The 24,744-nt window shown below is 37.7% G+C and carries 26 protein-coding genes and 1 riboswitch; of the genes, 12 read left to right on the forward strand and 14 right to left on the reverse strand.

The window, feature by feature from the left end; genetic code table 11:
* The first annotated feature begins 129 nt into the window (after nt 1–129).
* Nucleotides 130–1,875, forward strand: a complete 1,746-nt coding sequence (locus ACFSX4_RS04295; RefSeq protein WP_377771890.1) for a GMC family oxidoreductase — start codon at nt 130–132, stop codon at nt 1,873–1,875.
* 41 nt (nt 1,876–1,916) lie between these two features.
* On the opposite strand, the gene ACFSX4_RS04300 is transcribed toward ACFSX4_RS04295, so the two are convergent.
* From ACFSX4_RS04300 to ACFSX4_RS04310, 3 genes are all read right to left on the reverse strand, one after another.
* Nucleotides 1,917–2,309 carry a RidA family protein gene (locus tag ACFSX4_RS04300; RefSeq protein ID WP_377771892.1) on the reverse strand — a complete coding sequence of 131 codons (393 nt, stop codon included), beginning with the start codon at nt 2,307–2,309 and terminating at the stop codon, nt 1,917–1,919.
* Between the two features lie 241 nt (nt 2,310–2,550).
* Nucleotides 2,551–3,357 (reverse strand): metallophosphoesterase family protein, encoded by an 807-nt coding sequence (locus tag ACFSX4_RS04305; protein ID WP_377771894.1) that lies wholly within the window; start codon nt 3,355–3,357, stop codon nt 2,551–2,553.
* Between the two features lie 57 nt (nt 3,358–3,414).
* The gene (locus tag ACFSX4_RS04310; protein WP_377771896.1) at nt 3,415–4,881 is read right to left on the reverse strand and encodes an MDR family MFS transporter; all 1,467 of its coding nucleotides are present in this window, start codon (nt 4,879–4,881) and stop codon (nt 3,415–3,417) included.
* A 315-nt stretch (nt 4,882–5,196) separates the two neighbouring features.
* On the opposite strand from ACFSX4_RS04310, the gene ACFSX4_RS04315 reads away from it, so the two are divergent.
* From ACFSX4_RS04315 to ACFSX4_RS04330, 4 genes are all read left to right on the forward strand, one after another.
* On the forward strand, nt 5,197–5,901 hold the full coding sequence (locus tag ACFSX4_RS04315; protein WP_377771898.1) for an MBL fold metallo-hydrolase: 705 nt from the start codon (nt 5,197–5,199) through the stop codon (nt 5,899–5,901).
* Nucleotides 5,898–6,479, forward strand: a complete 582-nt coding sequence (locus ACFSX4_RS04320) for a TetR/AcrR family transcriptional regulator (protein WP_377771900.1) — start codon at nt 5,898–5,900, stop codon at nt 6,477–6,479. The genes ACFSX4_RS04315 and ACFSX4_RS04320 overlap by 4 nt, the downstream gene beginning before the upstream one ends.
* A gap of 155 nt (nt 6,480–6,634) precedes the next feature.
* Nucleotides 6,635–7,213, forward strand: coding sequence for a type 1 glutamine amidotransferase family protein (locus tag ACFSX4_RS04325; protein WP_377771902.1), 579 nt, complete (start codon nt 6,635–6,637; stop codon nt 7,211–7,213).
* Nucleotides 7,214–7,301: 88 nt separating this feature from the next.
* A complete protein-coding gene (locus ACFSX4_RS04330; protein WP_377771905.1) occupies nt 7,302–8,438 on the forward strand; it encodes a DNA alkylation repair protein in 1,137 nt (378 codons plus the stop codon).
* An 83-nt stretch (nt 8,439–8,521) separates the two neighbouring features.
* On the opposite strand, the gene ACFSX4_RS04335 is transcribed toward ACFSX4_RS04330, so the two are convergent.
* The 4 genes from ACFSX4_RS04335 to ACFSX4_RS04350 form a co-directional block, all read right to left on the reverse strand.
* Nucleotides 8,522–9,052 (reverse strand): tetratricopeptide repeat protein, encoded by a 531-nt coding sequence (locus ACFSX4_RS04335; RefSeq protein WP_377771907.1) that lies wholly within the window; start codon nt 9,050–9,052, stop codon nt 8,522–8,524.
* A gap of 94 nt (nt 9,053–9,146) precedes the next feature.
* Entirely contained in the window at nt 9,147–9,815 is a 669-nt protein-coding gene (gene tenA, locus ACFSX4_RS04340; RefSeq protein ID WP_377771909.1) for a thiaminase II, read from the reverse strand.
* A gap of 76 nt (nt 9,816–9,891) precedes the next feature.
* Nucleotides 9,892–9,991, reverse strand: a riboswitch (TPP riboswitch).
* A 100-nt stretch (nt 9,992–10,091) separates the two neighbouring features.
* Complete coding sequence (gene chrA / locus ACFSX4_RS04345; RefSeq protein ID WP_377771911.1) at nt 10,092–11,291, reverse strand: chromate efflux transporter; 1,200 nt, start codon at nt 11,289–11,291, stop codon at nt 10,092–10,094.
* 26 nt (nt 11,292–11,317) lie between these two features.
* Nucleotides 11,318–11,626: a PadR family transcriptional regulator gene (locus tag ACFSX4_RS04350; RefSeq protein WP_377771913.1), complete on the reverse strand. Its 309-nt coding sequence runs from the start codon at nt 11,624–11,626 to the stop codon at nt 11,318–11,320.
* 197 nt (nt 11,627–11,823) lie between these two features.
* Here ACFSX4_RS04350 and ACFSX4_RS04355 point away from each other — a divergent pair, with 197 nt between their 5' ends.
* On the forward strand, nt 11,824–13,128 hold the full coding sequence (locus ACFSX4_RS04355) for a TrkH family potassium uptake protein (protein WP_377771915.1): 1,305 nt from the start codon (nt 11,824–11,826) through the stop codon (nt 13,126–13,128).
* An 87-nt stretch (nt 13,129–13,215) separates the two neighbouring features.
* Here ACFSX4_RS04355 and ACFSX4_RS04360 read toward each other — a convergent pair whose 3' ends face one another.
* Nucleotides 13,216–14,754 carry an AbgT family transporter gene (locus ACFSX4_RS04360; protein ID WP_377771917.1) on the reverse strand — a complete coding sequence of 513 codons (1,539 nt, stop codon included), beginning with the start codon at nt 14,752–14,754 and terminating at the stop codon, nt 13,216–13,218.
* 925 nt (nt 14,755–15,679) lie between these two features.
* On the opposite strand from ACFSX4_RS04360, the gene ACFSX4_RS04365 reads away from it, so the two are divergent.
* Both ACFSX4_RS04365 and relB read left to right on the forward strand, forming a co-directional pair.
* Nucleotides 15,680–16,315, forward strand: coding sequence for a LysE family translocator (locus ACFSX4_RS04365; protein ID WP_377771919.1), 636 nt, complete (start codon nt 15,680–15,682; stop codon nt 16,313–16,315).
* A gap of 704 nt (nt 16,316–17,019) precedes the next feature.
* On the forward strand, nt 17,020–17,205 hold the full coding sequence (gene relB / locus ACFSX4_RS04370) for a type II toxin-antitoxin system RelB family antitoxin (RefSeq protein WP_377771921.1): 186 nt from the start codon (nt 17,020–17,022) through the stop codon (nt 17,203–17,205).
* Between the two features lie 517 nt (nt 17,206–17,722).
* Here relB and ACFSX4_RS04375 read toward each other — a convergent pair.
* Both ACFSX4_RS04375 and ACFSX4_RS04380 read right to left on the reverse strand, forming a co-directional pair.
* A complete protein-coding gene (locus tag ACFSX4_RS04375) occupies nt 17,723–18,103 on the reverse strand; it encodes a VOC family protein (protein ID WP_377771923.1) in 381 nt (126 codons plus the stop codon).
* A 32-nt stretch (nt 18,104–18,135) separates the two neighbouring features.
* On the reverse strand, nt 18,136–18,486 hold the full coding sequence (locus ACFSX4_RS04380) for a n-acetylglutamate synthase (protein WP_377771925.1): 351 nt from the start codon (nt 18,484–18,486) through the stop codon (nt 18,136–18,138).
* Nucleotides 18,487–18,672: 186 nt separating this feature from the next.
* On the opposite strand from ACFSX4_RS04380, the gene ACFSX4_RS04385 reads away from it, so the two are divergent.
* The 3 genes from ACFSX4_RS04385 to ACFSX4_RS04395 all read left to right on the forward strand — a co-directional run bounded on the left by ACFSX4_RS04385 (nt 18,673) and on the right by ACFSX4_RS04395 (nt 20,990).
* The gene (locus ACFSX4_RS04385) at nt 18,673–19,161 is read left to right on the forward strand and encodes a MepB family protein (RefSeq protein WP_377771927.1); all 489 of its coding nucleotides are present in this window, start codon (nt 18,673–18,675) and stop codon (nt 19,159–19,161) included.
* Between the two features lie 87 nt (nt 19,162–19,248).
* A complete protein-coding gene (locus ACFSX4_RS04390; RefSeq protein WP_377771929.1) occupies nt 19,249–20,610 on the forward strand; it encodes an aldehyde dehydrogenase family protein in 1,362 nt (453 codons plus the stop codon).
* A gap of 35 nt (nt 20,611–20,645) precedes the next feature.
* Nucleotides 20,646–20,990 (forward strand): DUF6176 family protein, encoded by a 345-nt coding sequence (locus ACFSX4_RS04395; protein WP_377771931.1) that lies wholly within the window; start codon nt 20,646–20,648, stop codon nt 20,988–20,990.
* 63 nt (nt 20,991–21,053) lie between these two features.
* Here ACFSX4_RS04395 and ACFSX4_RS04400 read toward each other — a convergent pair whose 3' ends face one another.
* The 3 genes from ACFSX4_RS04400 to ACFSX4_RS04410 are packed head-to-tail and all read right to left on the reverse strand — an operon-like array spanning nt 21,054 to nt 22,831.
* Nucleotides 21,054–21,422 (reverse strand): hypothetical protein, encoded by a 369-nt coding sequence (locus ACFSX4_RS04400; RefSeq protein WP_377771933.1) that lies wholly within the window; start codon nt 21,420–21,422, stop codon nt 21,054–21,056.
* A 15-nt stretch (nt 21,423–21,437) separates the two neighbouring features.
* On the reverse strand, nt 21,438–22,118 hold the full coding sequence (gene radC, locus ACFSX4_RS04405; protein WP_377771935.1) for a RadC family protein: 681 nt from the start codon (nt 22,116–22,118) through the stop codon (nt 21,438–21,440).
* Complete coding sequence (locus ACFSX4_RS04410; RefSeq protein WP_377771937.1) at nt 22,115–22,831, reverse strand: prepilin peptidase; 717 nt, start codon at nt 22,829–22,831, stop codon at nt 22,115–22,117. The genes radC and ACFSX4_RS04410 overlap by 4 nt, the downstream gene beginning before the upstream one ends.
* 276 nt (nt 22,832–23,107) lie before the next feature.
* Here ACFSX4_RS04410 and ACFSX4_RS04415 point away from each other — a divergent pair, with 276 nt between their 5' ends.
* Entirely contained in the window at nt 23,108–24,130 is a 1,023-nt protein-coding gene (locus tag ACFSX4_RS04415) for a lactonase family protein (protein ID WP_377771939.1), read from the forward strand.
* Between the two features lie 71 nt (nt 24,131–24,201).
* On the opposite strand, the gene msrA is transcribed toward ACFSX4_RS04415, so the two are convergent.
* Entirely contained in the window at nt 24,202–24,723 is a 522-nt protein-coding gene (msrA, locus tag ACFSX4_RS04420; RefSeq protein ID WP_377771941.1) for a peptide-methionine (S)-S-oxide reductase MsrA, read from the reverse strand.
* Between the last annotated feature and the right edge of the window lie 21 nt (nt 24,724–24,744).

Raw genomic sequence — 24,744 nt, forward strand, 5'->3', positions numbered from 1 at the left:
TCAATACAATTTATATCTATTAATCTCATTTATTGACTTTTTTTATAAATAATATAGCATTAAGTGTATAGTCTTTATTTTCTGAATATTTATGTGTTATATATTTTAAAATCAAATAAGGAGGAAACTATGCCGACAGTACTAGACAGAGTAGATGCCGTCATTGTAGGAACAGGCTGGGCAGGTGGAATTATCAGTGCCGAGTTAGCTAAAGCAGGCCATAATATTGTTGCCTTAGAACGTGGAAAAGATAAAAATAGAAATGATTACATAGGCGTGAAAGATGAACTGCGTTATGATAATCGTTTTGATATTATGCAGAAATTGTCCAGTGAAACAATTACTTCAAGAACTGATTTAGATGAAACAGCGTATCCGGTCAGGTCAAAAAAAGAAATGCAGTCAGGAACCGACTTAGGCGGCGGCAGTGTTCACTGGGCCGGCGGTACTTACAGATACCTGCCATATGAGTTTGAGGTACTAAGTCAAACAATTGAGCGATATGGTGAGGAAAAAATCCCTGCAGATATGAATCTTCAGAATTGGGGGATTTCATATGAAGAAATGGAACCCTACTATGAAAGATTTGAGTATATGGCAGGCATTTCAGGTGAACAGGACCCTCTGGCACCAGAACGAAACAGTCCCTGGCCCAACCCACCACTCGGTGAAACACCACCATTAAAACTTTTCAAACAGGCTGGTGAATCTCTCGGTCTGAACCCATTTCAAACTGCTGCAGGAAATATGTCCCAAAACTATGAGAATCCTGATGGTGAACAATTGAATCAATGTATGTATTGTTCGTTCTGCACACGCTCGGGTTGTGATTTCGATGCTAAATCAGATCCTCTCGCAACTGTAATTCCAACAGCTTTAAGGCATAATAATTTTGAACTTAGAACTAATGCTAATGTAAGACGTGTTCTTTACGATGATGACAGCGAACAAGCTTCCGGAGTATCATATATTGATGAAACAACCGGAGAAGAATTTGAACAGCCTGCTGATGTCGTTGTTCTCGCTGCATTCTCCATCACAAACAATCGTTTATTAATGCTGTCAGACATTGGAGAACAGTATGATCCTGAAACAAGAGAAGGTACTCTTGGACGTAATTTTTCAGGTGTCTTTAACCATTCGTTACTCGGTGCGACTGGATTTTTCGAAAATGAAAAATTTAATTTATACATGGGGGCCGGTGCGCTCGGTGCATCTATCAGTGATTATGATGCAGATAATTTTGACCATTCCGATATTGATTTTATCGGCGGAGGTATTATTGAAATAAGGCAGTATGGCTACGGTGCACTTGAGAGCAGTCAGACAGTTCCTTCAGATACACCCGGTTGGGGAGCGGAATATAAACAGAAATCTCTGCATTATGCTTATAGAAACCTTCACGTTCGATACTGTCCTATGATGATGTCTTATTGGCATAACTACTTAGATCTTGATCCAACTTATACAGATGAATATGGTGATCCACTTTTAAGAGTCACATACAGACCGACTGACCAGGAAAATAATATCAGCCAATTCGGAGTCGACAGATGTCATGAAATTATGGAAGCCATGGGTGCAGATATCATTGAAGATGATGAAATTCCAGATAATTTTAATCACATTTATGAAGGTGGATCATATGTCGGAGGTGTTGTCATGGGTGATAACTCTGAAACATCCGTAGTCAACAGCTATCTGCAGATGTGGGATGTTGAAAATTTATTTGTAGTCGGTGGTTCAGCATTTCCTCAATTGAGTAATAGTCACCCTACAAATACAATAGGTGCTCTCGCATATCGGGCTGCTGAAGGCATTGAACAATATTTGGAAAACGGTGAAGCCTTAGCAGAAGATGCCGGTGAAAACTAACAAAGACAGCAGGCAGATGCCTGCTGTCTTTAAGTAATGTGTTAAAATTCCGCACACCACAGTTCTATTTCAATCTTTAATTCAGGAAGTCCGAGTGCCTGAACGTAAGCGATTGTCATCGATGGATAATCAGATTCAAACAACCAGTTCCATTCATCATACAAATGATCCCAGTCAATTTCTTCTGTTGCCCAGATATTAACCTTGATGACATTTTCTTCACTCAAAGATTCAGAATCAAGGAGCTTTTTCATATTTAAAAACGTATTTGTCACCTGGCTGTTAAACTCTGAAGGAATGCTGCCGTCTATACCAGTACCGACCTGCCCCGAAGTAACAACTAGTTCTGCTCCCTTCGGCACACGCGTCACATGACTGTAGTGACCGACCGGCTTCGGCATAAATTTTGGATTGCTTCTCATAATTTTTTTCATAACAATACCCTCATTTTATATATTCTGCTGTTCTCTTCTAATTAGACAGACTCACCCAATTCTATAAAATTTAAAAGAAAACTGCAGTGGAGTATCCGTAACCCATGGAAATATACATTAATATTTTCTTTTTCATTACAGACACTCCCTTCATAAAAATATTGAGGTTGAAGTTTACTATTCTTTTATACTGTATCAAACATGGTGACTGGACTCCAGCATCATGCTATAATCGCCCTGCCTATATTTCTCCGCTGTCTACAAACATCTCCTGATAGTTTTTCCCGTTGATAATAAGACAGTTTAACCTGCCGCCGTACGCACATGCACCGTCAATTCCGATTTTTTTATTACCGAAATAAATATTATTATCTTTATCTCCCCGGATAAACTGAGCAGGTGTATGACCGTGTACTACAGTAAAATCATACGGATGCTCTGCTCTGAAAAATGCATCACGAATCCAGATCATGTCATATTCCGGGGTGTCTCGCCAGTCGTCAAGACCGGGATCAATTCCGGCATGGATAAACAGATGATTATCTGTTTCAACATAATACAGAAGTCCGGAAATAAAATCGATATGGTCCTGATAATGCGTTTTTATATATGATTTTGCCGACTCCAGATTTTCCATTGTGACACCATTTTCAAAATGTTCTTTTCCCACATAAGTTTCCAGTGTCACCTGACCGCCGTTCATCATATAGTGCTGTGCCCGCTTCGGATTATCACTGTTAATAAAGTCTAAAAACATCTGATCATGGTTGCCTCTAAGTGCTGATGCTCCTAAATTTACAAGCTCCATCACACGCTCCAATGTCTGTTTTGACTTTGGTCCCCTGTCCATATAGTCTCCGAGCAGAATCAACCGGTCACTGGAGGAATCAAATTGAATCCGTTCTAACAACAATTGGAATTCATCATAACAGCCGTGAATATCACTGATTGCAAGTATTCTCTGTTCAGAAATAACAATCGCTCCCCTTTCAGCTAAATTATAACATGGAAAAGGAAAATTCTGATTAATCTGATATAAAATAAGCACTTACAGACATTCTGAAAAGACTCGAGCCATAGCTCTTAATCACCTGGCAGTATATTTCTATAACATCTTTCTCGTCTTCGATCTGTAAACGAAAAAGGATATAAGAAATGCAGTCACAGCCATATAAAATGCAATAAGATAAACTAATTCCATTCCTCCGATCATTGCTTCACTGACAGCAGCTGGATCTGCCGGCACCGGGGACTCTTCCAATAACTGCTCCTGTCTTGCATTCATTATACTGATAAAAACAGATACACCAATTGCGCCTGCAATAGGCTGAAGTGTACTTACAATAGCTGTTCCGTGAGGATACAATTTTTTCGGAAGCTGATTTAAGGCATTGGTCTGCGCTGGCATCATAACAGCCGAAACAGACACCATTAATAATACAAATCCTATAGTAATAAACCATACAGGCGTATCCATACTTAATTGACTGCTCATCAAAAACATTGTAGCGCTTAATATTAAAGTTGCAGGAATGATTATTACTCTCGGTCCGAACTTATCAAATAAAGCACCCATTACCGGTGACATCAATCCGCTGATAATACTGCCCGGCAGTAAAATCAAACCGGCAGTCGTCGGGGACAGCGCCAGTGGCCCCTGCATGTAAAGCGGAAGTATAATTTCAGATGCAAACATTGCCATAAGCACAAACAATACTAATATAATTCCAAGAGTAAACATCGGGTAACGAAATGCTTTCAGATTCATAATCGGTTCATCCAGTTTAAGCTGTCTGACTGTAAATAGTATCAATCCCACTCCACCTATTATTAAAGGAATCAATACAGATGAATCCAGAAATCCATTCTCGGAATGGCCGACAGAACTAAATGCATATACCGTTCCTCCAAATCCCAGAGTAGACAAAACCAGTGAGATGATATCAATTTTCGGTCGTTTCACTTCAAAGACATTTACTACATATCTGTATGCCAGCAAAATTGAAAGTAATGCGAACGGAATTACTGAAATAAATAAATAGCGCCATCCAAGATGTTCAACAATAATTCCTGAGAGTGTCGGACCGATTGCCGGTGCAAACAAAAGCACCAGACCCAGGAGACCCATTACTTTACCACGGCGTTCAGGCGGATATATTAACAAAAACACATTCGATATAATCGGTAGCAGCAACCCTGTTCCAGCAGCTTGAATCAATCTTCCTGTAAGTAACACTTCAAACGATGGTGCCGCTGCACAGATTGTTGTACCCACTATAAATGTAAGCATTGTTCCGATAAACAGCTGCCGAGTTGAAAACCACTGCATTAAAACTGCAGATGCAGGAATTACAATCCCCATCACCAGCATAAAACCGGTTGCCATCCACTGAACTGTAGGAAGAGTAATTTCAAATTCTCCCATTAATGTCGTTAATGCAATATTTAACAGTGTTTCATTCAAAACTGCAAAAAATGCACCGACAATAAAAGCAATCATAATAGGTGCTGCTTTAAAATCGGGATTTTCCGCTAAATATTCATAGTCATTACTCGTCTTTTGATTAGTCATTTCATAATCTCCTTCTCATTTTAAAATTCTTGTCCCATGATTGACTGTTTAATACCAGCTTACTTCCTCTCTGTTGTGTGAAATCATCGTATCACCTGACGCAACGACAGGCGCAAGCAGGAATTTTAAATTATTTTGTGGATGACACAGCCAATATCTAAAAGTCATTAAATTCGTGACCTTTAATCATGATTATTGATTTTTATTTGAAAAAGAAATAAGGATGAAATGAAAATTTAACTAAAAACCACCTCACAGCATCATTCTAGACAAAACTAATATCATTAGTTAAAATGAATATGTGGGGGAGATTATATGAATATTTCAAAATACAAGAATATTTATCAGCTTACTTTCGCAAGGTATTTATTTCCTATCAATTGCTTTGTCATTGAAAGAGAAAATGATTTGGTAGTGATTGATATGGGTCTTAAAAATTTCAACAAGGAGATAGTGAAGCTGCAGAGAAGCACAGGCAAAAATGTATCAATGCTTTTACTGACACACGCACATAGTGACCATGTCAATGGAACAAATACATTTCGTAAATATTTTAAAAATGCTGAAATCGGAATTTCAAAAAGAGAGTCTTATTTGTTAAATGGAGACATGAGACTCTTAAAAGATGAATCACAAAATAAAATACGCGGCGGCTTCAGTAGAGGTATTATACATACAGATTTCACATTCGAAGAAGGAGACGTATTCGACAGTATTCAGGTCATCAATACACCTGGACATACTCCCGGCTCAGTGAGTTTTTATTTACCTGCAAACAGATCGATCATTGTCGGAGATGCATTTCAAACTAAAGGTAGACCTGCCGTTTCAGGAGATTTGAACATTACTTTTCCCTTCCCAGCCTTAGCTACCTGGGACAAAAAAACTGCATTAAACAGTGCATATAAAATAAAAGAATTACATGCCTCCTCTCTGTTTTGCGGCCACGGTCATTTCATTATTCATCCTGAGAAAGAAATTAATCAAGCAATCAAACATTTGGAGAAAAAATTACTATGAAAAAAGGAATTAATTCAGATTCTATTATTAATGCTGCTCTAAATATTATTGATAACGAAGGAATAGAACAGCTCAGCATTAAAAAAATTGCTGATTTTCTTAATATTAAACCGCCCTCTCTATATAACCATATTCAAAGTCTTAATCAAATTATCGATTTATGTGCTATGGAGAGCTTAGCAATTTTATTAAAAGAAATAGAAGATGTCCTTAACAATTCTGAACGTAAAATCAGTATTTTATATGAAATTGCGTGTGCTTATCGATATTTTGCGCATAAATACCCCGGAAGATATAAATTAACACAGTCACCTGAATATTGGCACAGTAGAGAAACACATTCAAAAGCTGACAACATTATCATAAGAATGTTACAGGAATTCAGCGATTCAAATATTAGTAAGGAATCGAAAATTCACTTTCTTCGAATATTTAGAAGTTATCTTCACGGCTTTATTACATTGGAATTAAATCAATCTTTTCAATTGGAACAGGATATAGATGAAAGTTTTCAACAAGGTATTCATTTATTTACAGAAAATTTTTCAGAACACCTTAGTGCAGATATAGAAAATTAAGATACAAAAGCACTATTATAAAGCAGACAAAAGCTGATTTATTTGAAATGCTGAAAAATTCTTTATTTACTGAATGCTTTCTAGATAAAATTACTTTTTAGATATATACTATGACTGACTTATTAAATATCAGTTGTTAGTAATGGGGGATAATATTGAATAAAAATGAAGTTTTAATACTTTTGACAGACCAATGGTGTGACTGGGAAGCTAGCTATGCAGCCGCTGTCATCCATTCATTTTCCGAATATAATGTTAAAACTATTGCGATGGATACTAAACATAAAGTATCAATGGGCGGCATAAAGACTGCAGTTGATTTTAGCATTGATGATTATAATACTTTCAACAATCTTGCGATGCTTATTCTTCCCGGTGGACTCTCCTGGGAGAATAATACTTATGATGAAATTGCCAAATTTGTTAAAACAGTCCGAGAATTAAACATTCCTGTCGCCGGTATATGTGGTGCAGCCTCTTTCTTATGTCATCATGGATTTCTTAATGATGTTCAGCATACCGGAGATTCTCTTGAACTATTCAAAAAAGAAGAGCGCTACAGTGGAGACAATCTTTATATACAGGCTCAAGTGGTTTCTGATAAGGGAATCATCACTGCCAATGAAACAGCTGCCGTTGAATTCGCGTATGAGATATTCAAAGTTTTAAAAGTAGACAATACAGAAGAAATCAATCAATGGTTTGATAATTTTCAAAATGGTGCTGTTCGATGAAATAACTTGCTTTGTTGAGTGTAAAAAATAACATCATAATATGTATCCACTCTCTCTTATCACAGTACCGTTTATAAAGGAGACAAAAATGGCAGATCTACTAAAAGACAAATACAATGACACATCGGTTCGTAAGCTCGCTTTAAGTGTTAAGGATGTTTATCCTTCGTTCGAAGTTGAACGGTTTGTTAATGACACGATAGACAACACCTGGCAGGAACTCAGTCTGAAAGCACGGATGCGCCGAATTACTCTAAATTTAGGAAAATACCTGCCTTCTGACTATGAAGAGGCACTCTCGGTCATTGATGCAGTCATTAAAAATCTCCCTGCAGACTTGAATGACTTTACTTTGATGTACTTTCCGGATTTTGTTGAGGTTTTCGGACTGGATGAACACCATTGGAATTTATCCATGGCTGCTCTTGAAAGGTATACTTCATCCTCGTCTGCTGAATTTGCTGTAAGACCATTTATCACAAACTATGAAGAGCGTATGATGGCTCAGATGGCTGTCTGGGCGAAGCATGACAGCGCGCATGTCCGCAGACTCGCCAGTGAAGGCTGCCGGCCCAGCCTGCCGTGGGGACAGGCACTTACCAGTTTTAAAAAAGACCCGACACCCATCCTTGGTATTTTAGAAGAACTGAAAAAAGATCCATCTCTTTATGTCCGTAAAAGTGTCGCGAATAATCTAAATGACATTTCTAAAACTCATCCCGAATTAGTTGCGGGCATCGCCAGAGACTGGTACGGTGAAAACGAACATACGGACTGGATTATTAAACACGCATGCAGAACCCTACTCAAAAATGGGAACAGAGATGTCCTCTCAATCTTTGGGTTTTTGGATTCCCGGCATGTGACTGTTAATGATTTTAAATTAGACAGCACATCTATTGCGATTGGTGACCGTATCACTTTTTCATTTGATATTGAAGCAGAAAAAGAAACTAAAATACGGATGGAATATGCCGTTTATTATGTGAAGGCAAATGGGAAACGAAACCGTAAAATATTCCAGATATCTGAGATTTCTTTAAAAGAAAATGAGAAAAAACACTACATTAAAAAACATTCCTTTGCAGATATGAGTACGAGAAAACATTATTCTGGCCTTCACGCCGTTACACTCATTGTGAATGGTGTGGAACAGGGCACACTGGACTTTGACGTCCGAAGTGAACAGCCTGTCAGAACTGAAACTCTAATTGATTCGATTTGAAACGTTCACACAATTATTAGGCTCATTAATTTACCCCCTGAAACAGTGAAATTCTGCTTCAGGGGGTATTATATTTAAACGTATCAAAATTCATCTTTCTTATCATAACTGTATTGTTCCGGATTCCAAGTGTCATCAATATAAGATGTATAATATTTTAAAGGTTTATTGTACTGGCTAATGTTTGAGTCATTCGTTGTATCCAGTAAATTATTTAATGTCACCTGCATGGCTTCTTTAAATTCTTGATTATTGTATAGAGCAATCGCATAAAATGTCTGAATTGCCCGGTTTTCCGGGAATTTTTTATATCCCTTTCTAAGCACTGATACGGCATATTCATATTGTCCGGTTAAACGATAAGAACTTCCAAGCCCTAATATACAGCCCTCTAAATCTGTCGAACTTAAATCCAGTTCAATGGCTTTTTCGTAAAACGGAATGGCATCCCATGTGTAACCGGTACTGTCAAAATTCACCGCTATATGATAATTAAGTTCCGGAGAATCATCGTAATCTTTTAACAGACTCAGCATTCTTTGCGTCGACTCTTCCCCTGAACCCTTTTTCCTTAAATCAATTGCTGCTTGTAAATGTTGTTCCAACCCTTCCATTACCAGCCACCTACTTTTTATATTTATCCAGGGAAAACAGTGGGTATTAAAATTTAACCCAAAATGTCCGCTTCATTTCACATCAATCCTGACTTTATCTCTTAGACAGCCAGTCCTCGAAAGTATAGGACATCTCCCAGAAATGCAATTCAAAATCTTTTGCGATAATAAACTGCTCTTTAACACTCTCTTTTTCCTTGTCATTCATGTCTTCAACAAGTGAATCCATTAAATCAATCATTTCGTTGGTTGAATCCTGGAACCAGTCTCCTGCATACATTTTGATCCAGTTTTGATAAATCTCAAGTTCCGGAACTGCATCTTCATTGACCTTTCCTATATCCGCATACAGCCAGTAACACGGCAGTATCGCAGCAATAGAATGTGCAAGACTACCGAACATCGTTGCCCTGTACAGATGGGATGTATATGCATAAGCAGTGGGTGCAGGTTTAAAATTTTTCATATCTTCTTCTGTTATATTTAAAATCTCAGCGTGCTCTTTATGTACTGTCAGCTCCGCTTCGGCAGTAAATCTCGCTTTATCAGCAAGCAGTGCAGTAATTTTAAAATCAGCAGCCTGAGATGCCGCAATGGCATGTATTTTGCCGTAATGTTTTAAATAATAAATATCCTGCAGAATATAATTTTTGAATTTTTCCAACGGCAGCGTCCCTTCCACAATCCCCTGCACAAAAGGATGATTCAAACTTTTCTCCCAGCTGACTTTAGTCGCCTCTCGTAATTCATCAGTAAATTTCATGAAAATCCTCCTATAATCTTATTTCCAAAGACTTTACAGGAGGATTATAACAGTCGGAGGGTATAATAATAATCCTCAACTGCTCACTCTACTTCCCTCCGCTGGTCTTAACCAATCAGGTTCCAAGGGTCTAAATCAAATTTATCTCAGCCTGTACGGCACCCCTAGTAGAAATATTAAATTTTTGTTATATATTATGCTATCAGAACTTCAAATTAAATCAAGGATAAGTATTCAAATTCTCTTTCATCTCATCCTTATCAAATAGGAATAAAGTTATAAAATGCCGAGAACTACCCCGCCGGCGGCACCTGTTATGACGATAACCCAAGGCGGCAGTTTAAAATAGACCAGCATGCTGAACAAAACTGCTGCGAATGCAAAATCAACAGGTTCTCTAATTGTACTCGTCCAAATCGGTTGATAAAAAGCTGCAATTAAGATACCGACAACCGCAGCATTGACGCCCATCAGTGCACCGCTCACTTTATTATTATGCCGTAAAACATTCCAAAACGGTAGAGCACCGATGATAAGAAGGAATGCCGGCAGAAAGATTGCGGCTGTTCCCAGTAATCCGATCTGCCACCCGCCGATAACTGTTCCGAGATATGCTGCAAATGTGAATAAAGGTCCCGGAACTCCCTGTGTCGCCCCATACCCCGCAAGAAAGGATGCTTCGCTTATCCATCCGACGGGAACCAGTTCCTGCTCAAGCAGCGGCAGTACCACATGACCGCCTCCAAAAACGAGCGCCCCTGCACGGTAGAAACTATCGAACAGTGCAATCCATTGGATGGAAGTAATATCTCTTAAAACCGGCAGCAGTATTAGTAATCCAAAAAACAAAGTCAGGCAGACACCGCCGACTGTTTTAGACACAGGAAAATGTATTTTAGAATGATGCTCTTTTACTTCATGGTTCTTATAAATAAAATAACCCACGATACCGGCTGCTAAAATAACAAAAACCTGAGAATAAACAGCATTCCACAACAAGATGACAACTAAGGCAGATAAGGCAATGATTTTCCTCTTTAAGTCCGGCGTTAAATTTTGAGCCATTCCCAATACCGCATGTGCCACTATTGCCACTGCGACTAATTTCAGCCCCTGAATAAAACCTGTTTCTGTAATGTTAAATTTCTGCAGAACCAGTGCGAATGCTATCAAAACAATGACTGAAGGGAGTGTAAATCCAAGGAAAGATATAAAGCCGCCCAAAACACCGGCACGGGCAACACCGATACCAATTCCCACCTGACTGCTCGCTGGCCCCGGCAGAAACTGTGACAGTGCAACTAAATCAGCATAACTCTTTTCATCTATCCACTTCTTCCTTCGTACATATTCCTCATGAAAATATCCAAGGTGTGCCACCGGACCGCCGAATGATGTAAGTCCGAGTCTTGTAGAAACGATGAGAATCTCAAATAAAGTACGGAAAGAAAATTGCTTCTTTTCGTTATCATTCATTGACTCACTCCCCTTCCTACGAGTCTTCAATCACTGATTTCCTTAAATAGTTCATATGCTTTTTCCCTTGCTTCTTCCAGCACCTGGATCCCTTTGTCAGTTGTCTGATAATATTTTCTGATTTTACCATTATTATTTCTTTCCTCTTTAATGAGCAGGCCGTCTGATTCCATCGAGTGTAAAATCGGATATAATGTTCCGGCACTGATACTGTATCCATGATTCTTTAACTCTTCCACCATCCATAATCCGTAAATCGGCTGTTCATCTGCATGATGGAGAATATGTATATGAATGAATCCGAGAAATAATTTGCGTAACACTTTATCTTCCATTATTTCATCCTCCTTCACTACCGATATCGAAATTCGATATCGGTAGTATATATTAAAATTATCATAATAATTCCCATGCTGCCACAGCATTTACAAAAGCTTTACAATTCTTTTTACGAGATTTTCGATTAAATTTAATTGCTTTTATATGAATAAATATGTACGATTCTATTATTAAAAGATGAGGGTGCCGGCCTATGAAAAATATAACAAAACTAACACTTATATATTTGTTATTGTTTTTGAGCACGACTGTTGTTGGAACAATATTTTTGTACCTGCCTGTTACCGGTGAAGAACCCGTTTCCTTGATTGATGCATTTTTTATTACCAGCAGTGCGTTTACAGTAACCGGTCTCGCATCTATTGATATATCGACACATTTCAACGCTCTCGGACAGACGATTATCATGCTCCTAATCCAGATCGGCGGTCTTGGTATTGTGACTTTATCTATATTCGTGTTAATACTGAGCAGAAAAAGAATCACTTTTAATAACCGCAATCTGCTCATGCTTTCATGGAACAGTGATGCCGAGCCTAAACTCTTGAGGCTGACTGTTCAAATCGTCGTCTTCAGCCTGATGATTGAGGCTGTTGGTTTTTTATTTCTAACGATGGTGTTCGTGCCTGACTATGGTTTTAAAGAGGGAAGCTTTATCAGCATTTTCACTTCCATTTCGGCATTTAATAATGCAGGCTTTGGCCTGTTTTCAGACAATCTCATGTCTTATAGTAATGATTTGATTGTAAATATTGTTGTTCCGGCACTCATTATTCTAGGGGGTATCGGCTTTATCGTCATTGCCGATATTTGGAAAGTAAGACGGTTTAAAAAACTCAGACTGCATACCAAAATTGTCCTTGTATCTACGCTTTTCCTGATTGTTTTCGGCTTTTTAAGTTTTTGGCTGCTGGAAGCAGATAATGTATTACAGGGACTGCCTATTCATGAACAGATATTTAACGCCTTCTTTCAGTCTGTCACCACCCGGACTGCAGGATTTAATACTGTTGATATCGGTCAGATCAATGTTTCGACTCTGATACTTTTCATTGTTTTGATGTTTATCGGAGCTGCACCGATGAGTACAGCAGGCGGCATAAAAGTAACGACATTCAGCCTGATTCTAATTCACTTATATTCAGGAATGAGAGGAACGGCGCACCCTCATATATTCAAAAAATCTGTTGATTACACACAGGTTAATAAAGCTGTATCCGTATTTCTATTGGCTTTTTTCACAATTTTTTCTGCGTCATTTATCATTGTGCTGTGCCATCCGGATATCGACTTTATAAAAATATTATTTGAAGTCGTATCTGCTTTCGGCACCGTCGGTTTATCAACAGGCATTACTGATGATTTAAATAATGTGTCTAAAATCGTGATTATCATTGTAATGATTCTTGGGAAAATCGGTCTTTTCATATTGCTGACTATCTTCCAGACCCCTTCATCGGAATCTTATTATTATGCAAAAGAAAAAATAGAAATGTAGATGATTCATAAAAAAAACAGGATGCCGGGCATCCTGTTTTACTTTCATAGAAATTTAATCGTTGTTTAATTCAGTTGTTGATTCGACCTAATAGCTCATACTCGTTCCCGGGCCTACAGGGATTCCAAGGAGATACCAGATGATAAAGAAAATAATCCATGTAACTAAGAATATCACTGAGTAAGGCAGCATAAGTGAAATGACAGTACCGACCCCGTTCTCTTTACCATACCGCTGTGCAAATGCAACAACCAGCGGGAAGAACGGCATCAACGGTGAAATAATATTCGTTGAGGAGTCACCGATACGATAAGCAACCTGCGTCACTTCCGGAGAAATCCCCATCTGCATGAACATCGGGATAAATACCGGCGCCATAATTGCCCATTTGGCAGAATCTGCTGCAATAAACAAGTTGATCAGTGCCGTGATGATGATCAATGACACTAAAAGCGGTGCCCCGGTCAGATTGATGGACTGTAAAAATTCTGCGCCGTTTACTGCGATAATTGTACCCAGGTTTGTATAGTTGAATAGGGCAACAAACTGTGCCGCAAAGAAAATCAATACGATGAAGCCCGCCATTGTTTCAAGTGAAGAAGTCATTAATTCTGCGATATCTTTATCATTCTTCACTGTTTTAGTCACAATACCATATACAATTCCCGGAATCAGGAATATCAGCATCATAATAAAAATAATACTGCTCATAAATGGCGACTGAATGAACCCGCCGTCATCACCACGGAGCGGTGCATTTTCAGGAATGACTAATAATGAAATCCCTACGATGACCAGCAAACCGGAGATATTCGCAAAACGCAGTGCTTTTTTCTCCTGTTTTGATAAACCGTTTGCTCCTTCATCTTCTTTTCCAACATGATATTCGCCTAGTCTCGGTTCAATAATTTTATCCGTGATTAATGTTCCCAAAATAACAATAAGGAATGTCGATACAAACATAAAAAACCAATTGTCTGTAGCATTGACAATATAGGACGGGTCCAGAATATTTGCCGCTTCTGTTGAAATACCACTTAACAGCGGATCATTCGTACCGAGAAACAAATTCGCCGAGTAGCCTCCGGCAACACCCGCAAAGGCAGCAGATAAACCAGCTAAAGGATGTCGTTTAAACCCAAGGAATATAATAGCACCGAGCGGTACTAAAACAACATAACCTACTGAAGCGGCAACGTTTGATAATACACCCATTAAAACAACAATCGGTGTCACGAGCTTACGCGGTGCCTTTGTCACAGTATTGGTCATCAATGCACTGATATAGCCGGATTTCTCAGCGACTCCGACACCAAGCATTGCCACAAGGACAGGACCAAGTGCTACGAATGATGTAAAATTCTCAACTACACTTGAGAACATATGCGCAATACCGTCTGAAGTTAACAGGCTCACTGCACTGACTGTCAGTTCTTCAATCTGTCCGGTCTCATCATTTACACCTTCAAACTGAACACTGACATTACCAATGTACAATAGATGTGCAATAACAATCACAGCCAGTGTAAAAATGACAAATATCGTGACAGGATGAGGCAGTTTATTTCCCTTGTCCTCAATAAAATTTAAAAGACGTAATGTAAAAGATGGTTTTGTTTCTTTCATAATGCACTCCTTAATTTTTTACTGTACCGGATAGTATACACCTTTATAAAACAAAATTTGAAATTTTATGTTTGGAATGCTGATAATTTAATATGAATAAATAAAAAAACATCCGACTTTGAACCAATACTTGAAAATTTTCGATGGTATAGTTAAAAGAGGCATATGATATAAGTCTGTCTTGCTTTTTATTTAGCAGTAATAATACAAATATTTAATATCTTCTATACAATTCATACAATATTAAGAAAAACCAGATAATGCAATACAATTTCCGCATATAAATTACCAGTTATTGCTTAATCAGCTGATCAGTATTTGTTATAGTTCATGCTATAATTTTTACTGGCAACTAGCCCCGGAAGGGGGTGTATGTCATGGAGATATTTCTATCAATTTTCGTCGGTCCATTCGTAGTTGGGCTGACACTATTACTCATTAGTCGTTGGTTAGACGACAGTGATAATAACAATAACTAGCTGCCATCTAACCCACAGAAAAAGCCCATCAGTACTACCATACTGATGGGCTTTGTGCTGTCATGGAACATAGTTCCTATCAATTTCATAGTTATTATAGCATATTTTTTTGGATTTGTCTGCCATATCAATACCACTCAGTCATTAATTTCTTACTTACCATATCTCTTTATTTTTTGTATCTTATCAAAACTGGTGAAACTTCAGAGTCATCAGACTCTATTTGTTCTAATAAATTATATTTATCCATAAAATAAAAAGTATCTCTTCAAATTTTCGTCGCTAGTTGTTTTTAAAGTAATAGGAGACATACATATTGTCCAATACATTCCATATGCAATCCCTGTCAGAAGCCAAGAAATGTTATTCTTATTAATATAAGCTGTATACCATTTTCAAATTATTTACCTAAAAAAATAATACATTCCTAACGAAAGGAAATTTATATGTTTTTATTTTTGACATATGTCGCTGCGGGTATTGCAATTGCAATGCCTGTCGGTGCAATTACCATTGAAATGACAAAACAGGGCCTTAAAAATGGCTTCTTTCATGGCTGGGCTGTGGGGCTTGGCGGAATGACAATTGACTTTGTCTTAATCGCAGCACTGTATTTTGGACTTGCTTCTATTTTACAGCTTTCTTTTGTCCAAATTCCCATGTGGTTCATCGGTGCGGTATTTTTGGTTTTAATCGGATATGAGTCCATTAAAAATGCAGATAAGGATATAACCCTGCCGGGAGAAAAACCCGTAAAGTCTATCTTCTCCTCTTATCGTAATGGGTTCTTAGTAGCTGTCTCCCCCGGAAATATCGTATTCTGGCTCAGCGTATTCGGAGCAGTCTTAAGTAATACATACGATTCAAATGATGCAGGAAATTTTCTTATTATCGCTTCAGGTATTTTAACAGGAATTTTACTACATGACATTGGGCTACTAACCATCACCACTCTGACTCGAAAAGTAATCAACCGTTCTATAATTAAGTGGTTCTCAATTACTGCAGGTATCGTATTAATTAGTTTTTCGGTATATTTTTTATATGAATTTATTATGTCTATCATACGTATTATTCAGTGACTACTTTCATTCTATTAAATATTAGGAACAAGATATTATATTTATTAGTAGATTATCCAAAATATAGAGTATAATTAAAATATGTAAACTAAATATTTAGAATTGAGGATGAATTATGAAATATAGATATATAATATATATTCTAATAGGGATTATCGTAGTGTTTTCGTTCTCTTTTTTTATTTTTAATCATAGTCTAACTGTATCTTTAATTGTAAGTCTTTTTTATACTGTAACAGCATCCGTCACAGCGATATATAAGATAAAAAAAGGAAATCTATAAAATAGAACTCCTTTTTTTATAAATAATATTTCATCTTTCTTTCCTATGAATATTTCACTGAAGAAAATGGTTGAATCAAGTTTTCTTCCTCTTCTTCAATTACTAACTTTTCTTCATCATCTACTATCACATTCATAATTGAAACTCCTCTTGTTAAGGCTTCAGTCATACTTACAATGTCTTTTAATTTATCATTCGATAACTCTACACCATCATTATAAAATCAGAGATATACTCTTCATATGAAACTTCAAAGTTATCAGACTCTAATACTTCATCATTATTTGATTTTTCATAAAATAAAGTATCTCTAAAAGCAATAGTATGTTCATAACTAAAAATAAGTTGCTGAATGTTAATTCTGAATAATGTATTCGCTCATGTTATATTGAATTTATTAAAGTATGAAAGGGCTGATTGTATGACTACAACCACAATCCGTATACCTCAAGAAGATTACAAAAAAGTGGAATCACTCGCAGCATTTGAAGGAGTAAGTGTTTCTGAATTCATGCGTAAGGCAGTCATGGAACAAGTCGAAGATACTCTTGACTATGAAGAAGGAATTAGTATCTTAAGTGAGCATAATGAGCGTGTGTCCAGGTAAGATGTTTTGAAAGCAGTGTTCTCTGAGTGATATACTTCGAGTTTTGAAAAAAGCACTTAAAAATTAAATTCAATGATTCAAAAAGAATCGTTAAATGGTTAGATAACCATATAGAAGGATCTGGAGACCCCTGCTAATGAGGAAAAGCACTCGAAGGGGATAAGAAAACACTTTGGCGTTATCGTGTAGGCGCATTTCGTTTGATTGTTGATATTATTGACAATCAATTTATTGTCCTAATTCTTAAGACCGGTAAACAAAATGATGTGTACAAAAATAAATAACTTTTAAATATTTCTATAGAAAACATTATTGAATGTAACTGTTCAAATAATGTTTTCTTTTGTTTAATCACTCCACTTAACCCGCTTCAATTTTATTCGACGCATTTAGAAGTATAGTTCATTCAATAAAATCATTGTTGAGCCTTTGGTGATTCCCTACACAAAAATCAGAAAAATATTTTACCAATGCACTGAACAGACTCTTCATCAATGAATTGCTGGATAATAACATGCTAAATCGTAAGCTCCAGAAGATTTCCCTCCGGGTCTTCTATAACACTCTCATAATAACCGTCACCGGTCGTTCTTGGTCCATTTATTAAATTATAGTTGTCATTCGTTAAACGTTTTGTCATTTGATCTACCTTCTCCTTACTCCCCAAAGAAAAAGCAATATGTGCAAAACCTGTCCTATTTCTGGAATCCGGTTGATCCACCCCTTTTTGACGCATTATTTCCAGACGGGTATTGTCATCAAAAGATAAAAAGTAAGATTCAAATGCTTTCTTATCATTATGATATTTTTCACCTGCTGTTCCATTAAAATAGGTCTCATAAAATTCCCGCATTTTCTCTAAATCTCTAACCCAAAGTGCAACATGTTCTATCTTCATTTTGAATACCTCTCTCTTCAATAGATTCTCTACTACTTCTCTATCACCACTGATGTCCCCGTAGACTTATCACCATTCAACCACTGCCAGTTTTCATCCATAACGAGCCTGCCATTATCAGTCTTTCTCGGCACACTATGGCACTTTCCAATCCTTATTTCTCCATCTTCATTCAAGTGCTGATAATGAAAATCCAAAGTACCGTTATCAGCCGCTGTACCAATTAAATGGCCTCTTACCACTTCACCGCCTGAATATTCCGCCCAAAATACACTGTCCTCCTGGTGATAGGAAAACTCAGTAGCCTCGCCGACTTCACCATTCTCACTGTTTTCTTTCGCGATAAACGTTCTGCCGTCATAATTGATTTTAGAATTAGACATATTTAAATTCTCCTTGCTCATGTACATGTTTGACAGTTATTTTAACACAATATTCCATCTATGCACCCAACTCTCACTTATAATTTAAATGACTGCTTCTTTTATTTCATACATAGGAGAGGTTTTTTCCCGACTTAGATGATAAACTAATTTTATGTGCAGTTTATTATATTGAGGTGTCCTAAAATGAAATCTATTCTGTTAACGAAACAGTTATTAAAAAATATGAATGAATTGGAGTTAACTGATCTTGCCTTAGAAAATCAAAACCGACCTTATGAAGGTGCATCATTTTGGGTTAACAATATTCACTTCAGAAGCAGGATGGCAAAATTAACACCAAAAAAGCCCGGTTATTTTGTAACGCTTTGGGAAAAAGGGAGCGATGGAAAAAATCAGCCGTTCAAATATGAGGAATGTCCGGATAAAATAATTATTTCTATAATAGACGGTAATTTAAACGGGCAATTCATATTCAATAAAGATATTTTGTTGGAAAAAGGTGTACTGCGAAGCGAGGATACTGAAGGAAAAATGGCAGTGAGAGTATACCCATCTTGGATTAGTGATTTAAATCCATCAGCTTCTAAAACCAAAGAATGGCAGAATGAATACTTTGTTGACCTGACTGATGAATGTCCTCAGGAACGTATTAAAGAGTTATATTTATCCTGATAGATTATTGAAGGTTATAGAGGTGTTTTTTAGGGAAACATTAAGTTAATCATATTCTAAAATGATTATTTAAGAAAGGATGATTGGATGACAGAACTCCACTCACATCAGCATTTTTTCAATTCAGGACGTACACAGTCTGTCTCATGGCGGAAAAAGCAGCTTCGTATACTGTTAAAAGCCGTGACACAGTATGAAACAGAATTGTATCAGGCATTTAAAACAGACCTTCATAAAGGCCGTTTTGAAACATTGTCCACAGAAATCGGACTCGTCAAACGGAGTATCCGACATACAATTAAACATCTGTCCGACTGGACGGAACAAAAACATAAAAGTACACCTTCCATACTCTTCGGAAAAAAGAGCTTTACTGTCTATGAGCCGTACGGTACGGTTCTTATTATCGGTCCGTTCAACTATCCGTTTTTATCTGTCATTGAGCCATTGATTGGTGCTGTGGCATCAGGCAATACAGCAGTCATTAAACCTTCCGAGCTGACGCCTAATGTCAGTAAAGTAATTGAAGAAATGATTCATACACACTTCACTTCCTCTTATATCCAGGTAGTCACAGGCGGTGTCAGTACAACCCAGTCACTGCTCGACAAAAATTTTGATTTTATATTCTTTACCGGAAGCCCGCGGGTTGGTAGAATTGTGATGGAAAAAGCTTCAAAAAATCTGACACCTGTCCTTCTTGAACTCGGCGGGAAAAGTCCTGTTGTTGTGTTGAATGATGCGGATGTTAAACTTGCTGCCGGACGAATCATATGGGGAAAATTAATGAATGCCGGACAGACATGTATTGCGCCGGATTATTGTTTAGTGCATACTTCATTGAAAGACAAATTGTTAAAGGCAATGGTTAAAGAAATCAAATCTCTATACGGTAAAAATGCACAGTTGTCCAAAGACTACGGCAGAATTGTGAGCAGACGTCATGCAGACCGTCTGATAGAAATGATAAACAGTCACTCTGATGAAATTGTATACGGTGGAAAATACGACGACCGGTACATTGAACCGACTGTTCTCGACTTAAAATCAGCTGACGGACCATCAATGGAAGAAGAAATATTCGGGCCGGTCCTGCCAGTCGTTTCCTTTTCGACGGAAGAAGAGATGTATCAAGTGATTAAACAGTATCCAAAGCCACTTGCATTCTATATCTTTGGAAAAAACGAACAGAAGATGAATCATATTATCAATAACGTATCCTCCGGCGCAGCTGTAATGAATGATGTGATGATTCATGCTGCAAATGAACACCTGCCATTCGGCGGTGTCGGCGGGTCAGGTATCGGCAGATTTCACGGCCGATACAGTATCGAAGCTTTTTCACACGAAAAAGCTGTCATGATATCCAAATTTCACGGTACAGATTCATTTCTTAAAGCACCTTACACAAGGAAAAAATATTCACTGTTAAAACGATTATTCCGATAATCATTTAATAATAGATAATAAAGGGAGATTAACCAATGAATGTAGAAATTACGAGATTTAAAGTGTTAGACGGTAAAAGTAAACAGGTAGACGAATGGATGGAATTTCTGAACAAAAATATGAAAGATGTTCTCCTCACTCTGGAAGATGAGAAGATGTATGTTGAAACTATTTTCAGAGAAGTATTAAATGGTGAAGAATATCTATATTGGTATGCTGTCCAAGGGGAAGGCGGTCAGGATGTAACAGAATCCTCACACTGGATTGATATTAAACATCTGGAATACTGGAAGGAATGTATAGACCCTTCTTTCAGACCAGTGGATTTATCCACTGAAGTCGTTATGATTCCCGATAAAATCAAAATGCATATGAACTAAATCACCAAATATAACAGACTCGTGGGCAGATCCTTGAGTCTGTTATATTTATGTCTGTGTATATCAATAATGCCAATGCGCAATAATATACAGACGATAACGGCTGTAATCCAGAAATTTTGCATGATAGAAGTCAGATGCCGCCTGCCTGACATGATTTTTATATATTTTGTCGTACTCGAGACTCCCAAATAACGGACCGTCGAATGAAGGAAGCAGCACATCACTCTTAAGTGAGTTATATTTTATTTCATTTAAAATCAGATACAGTTCATCTATCGTGTCCCTGTTAAGATAAATTTTCACCAAATTGTCTATCCCGCATTTTCTGTGAAAGTAACCGTACAGGGCATTAAAATTCCTGTAGCGGCTGTACTCGACATGTTCAGATGTATGTGTATCCAGAAGATACAAACGAATATCAAGCCCCATATACCATCCCCCCGGTCATATATAGCTTAATTCCTTTAAACTCAAATACCTGCCTGAACCGATAATGATATGATCCAGAAAATCAACACCAATCAGCTCACCGCACTCCACCAGACGCTTCGTAACTTCGATATCCTCTTTGGACGGTGCCGGGTCCCCGCTCGGATGATTATGCACACATATAATCGCAGCAGCACTTCTCTTAACAGCACTCTTATATATTTCCCTTGGATGCACAATGCTCGTGTTCAGTGACCCCTTAAACATCGTTTCCTGATGAATAACCATATTTTTTGTAGATAAAAATAATACAACAAAGTGCTCCTGCTGATAGTAGCGCATCTGTTCCATCAACAGATTGGATACATCCTCCGGACTTTTAATATATACTTCTTCCTCAAGTGAATGTGAGTGCATTCTGACTGCAAGTTCTATCACGGATAAGATTGTGACTGCCTTCGCCTCCCCTATTCCTTTAACACTCATCAGTTCCTGTAAAGTAACATCTCTCAGCTCCCGGATGGATTTCATATCTTTAATAATCCGGCTCGCAAGGGTCAGGCTCGATGCATCCTTACTGCCGCTGTTAATGATAATTCCAAGAAGCTCCTGATTCGTAAGTTTGTCCGGACCGTATATCATCAGTCTTTCACGCGGTTTATCAGATGAATGCATCTCTTTAATCATCAGTGTCATAAAAATCCTCCATAATATATCATATTAATTTCCTCATAGAGGAAGAAAACAATTACTACCGCATTTGTAATAAAAGGAACGAGCGGTACTTTTTTTATCGTTCTGTTTTTAATCATCTGGATAAATACGATAAATGCACCGCCGATTAAATAAGTAAACAGTACTGTGTACAGGAAAAAAGAAACAGGTGTAATCAATGTGAGCACAGTAAACAATTTAATGTCACCGTAACCGATGGATTCGTTAAATAGGAAATAGACAATATGAAGCATGAGAATAATCAATATATCGTAAAACGGCTCAAAATAATTTAGATGCGTCAGAAACAATCCGGTAAATAAAAAGAGCAGTGTCATATGATTTGGTATTTTCATATGTTCATAGTCATAAACAGAAAGCGGTACAAGAATAAGAACCGCTAAATAGTAAAGCGTTAATTCATACAATCCAATTTCAAAAAACAACGGCAGTATAAAAAGTGCGACTGTCATCACTTCTGTAACTAAATAACTTAATGAGATGGTTTCATTACAATTAAGACACCTGCCTTTAAGAAATAAAAAGCTGAATACCGGAACGAGTTCAAACCACGACAGTGTATGTGAACAAGTCTCACATCTGCTCCTTCTGAACAGAAAACGAATACCTTCCATCGATGTCACAGCAAAAAGAAAAGAAGCAAGCAGCCCTCCAAAAATAATCAGTATCAGCATTTGTCCACTCCTCTAGATCATTATATGAGAATTATAAACACCCGTGAAATAGTTGTAAAAACGCAAATATACAGTGTCTGTCACCAACCATCATGTAAAACAGCTGAAGTGAAGCAGTCTGATATACATATTAAATTACAGGCTTCAGATTATTAAATTTTGAAAGATATTTAAATGTTGTATTTGAATAAGCCTCTGCTATATGAAAGTGTCACATTCAGATTATTAAACATTATATGTTAATATGGGGATAATCTCGTATATGGAGGGTTTATTGTGCAGGAAAAAATATTATTGGGGACGTATACCCGTCGTGAAAGTAAAGGAATATATTCTATTGTTCTTGATACAAAAAAAGAAGATTTAACAGACTTAACTTTAATGACTGAAGAAACCAGTCCAACCTATCTCTCAGAGAGCCGGGATGGTTATATTTACTCCGTAACATCAGTAGATGATAAGGGCGGTACAGCTGCTTACGACCGGAATTTCAATTTAGTAAATACTGTCGTTAAGGACGGGGCACCTGTATGTTACACTGCGGTCGATGAAACACGCGGTCTCGTTTACGGTGCCAACTATCACGAAGGTGAAGTGAATGTTTACAAAATCCTAAAAGACGGATCTTTGGAAGCTGCAGATACTATTGTTCATGATGAACCTACCGGCTCTCATGAAAACCAGGATTCCGCCCATGCCCACTACGCAGATTTAACACCGGATAAGCGGCTTACAGTCTGTGACCTCGGTACAGACAGTGTCTACACTTATGATGTCTCAGACGATGGTATTTTAACAGAGACCGCTGTCTATACTGCAGAAGACGCAACAGGGCCGAGACATTTAACATTCAATCCCAACGGCAGATACGCTTATCTGTTCGGGGAACTCGACAGTACAGTCACCGTACTGTCTTATGAACAGGAAACAGGTGTATTTACAGAGCTGCAGAAAGTAAGTACACTGCCTGAAGGATACAGTGATTTTAATGCGGGTGCCGCCGTTAAAATTACAAAGGATGGAAAATTCCTTTATCTATCAAACCGCGGCCATAATTCAATCGCAGTATTCAAAATAAATGCAGATGGTTCTGAAGTCACTTTTGTTGAGCATGTTTCGACTGAGGGCAGTACCCCGAGAGACTTCTCACTCAGCCCGGATGATCAATTTCTAATCGCGGCCAATCTTGATTCAGACAATCTCACTTTATACCGGAGAAACAGTGATTCCGGCAGACTGTCAGTCATCAAAAAAGATATTTATGCACCAGAAGTGGTCTGTGTGCTGTTTACAAAGTAAATATTCTATAGAATACTGCATAACAAAAGCCGTCATTTTTGACGGCTTTTATACTGCGGTAATATTCATATCTACTTCCAGTTTTCTGCTATAAATTCATCTCTGCCGGAATTTTCCCGGTCCGCTTCATATGCATCTTTACTCTTTATATAGAAATCCTGATGATATGTTTCTGCTTTATAAAATGTTCCGGCAGGTTTTATTTCAGTGACGACCGGCTGATTGAATCTGCCGCTCGCATCAACTGCCGCTTTTGATTGTTCCGCCAGTACTTTCTGTTCATCATTATGATAAAAAATTACCGTTCTGTACTGAGGGCCTCTATCCTGGAACTGACCGTCCGGATCTGTCGGATCAATCTGCGGCCAATATAAATCAAGAATGGTCTCGTAGTCGATGACTGTGTCATCGTAACTAATTTCAACCGCTTCATAGTGACCCGTCTCACCTGTTTTCACTTCCTCATAAGAGGGATTGACTGTCTCCCCGCCTGTATATCCGGATAATACCTGGTGTACACCATCCCATTGATCAAAGGGCTTCACCATACACCAGAAACACCCGCCTGCAAATGTTGCTTTTTGAACTGCCATGCTGCTTCCTCCTTGTTACTC

It is taken from the genome of Corticicoccus populi (assembly GCF_042686195.1).
GTDB lineage: Bacteria > Bacillota > Bacilli > Staphylococcales > Salinicoccaceae > Corticicoccus > Corticicoccus populi.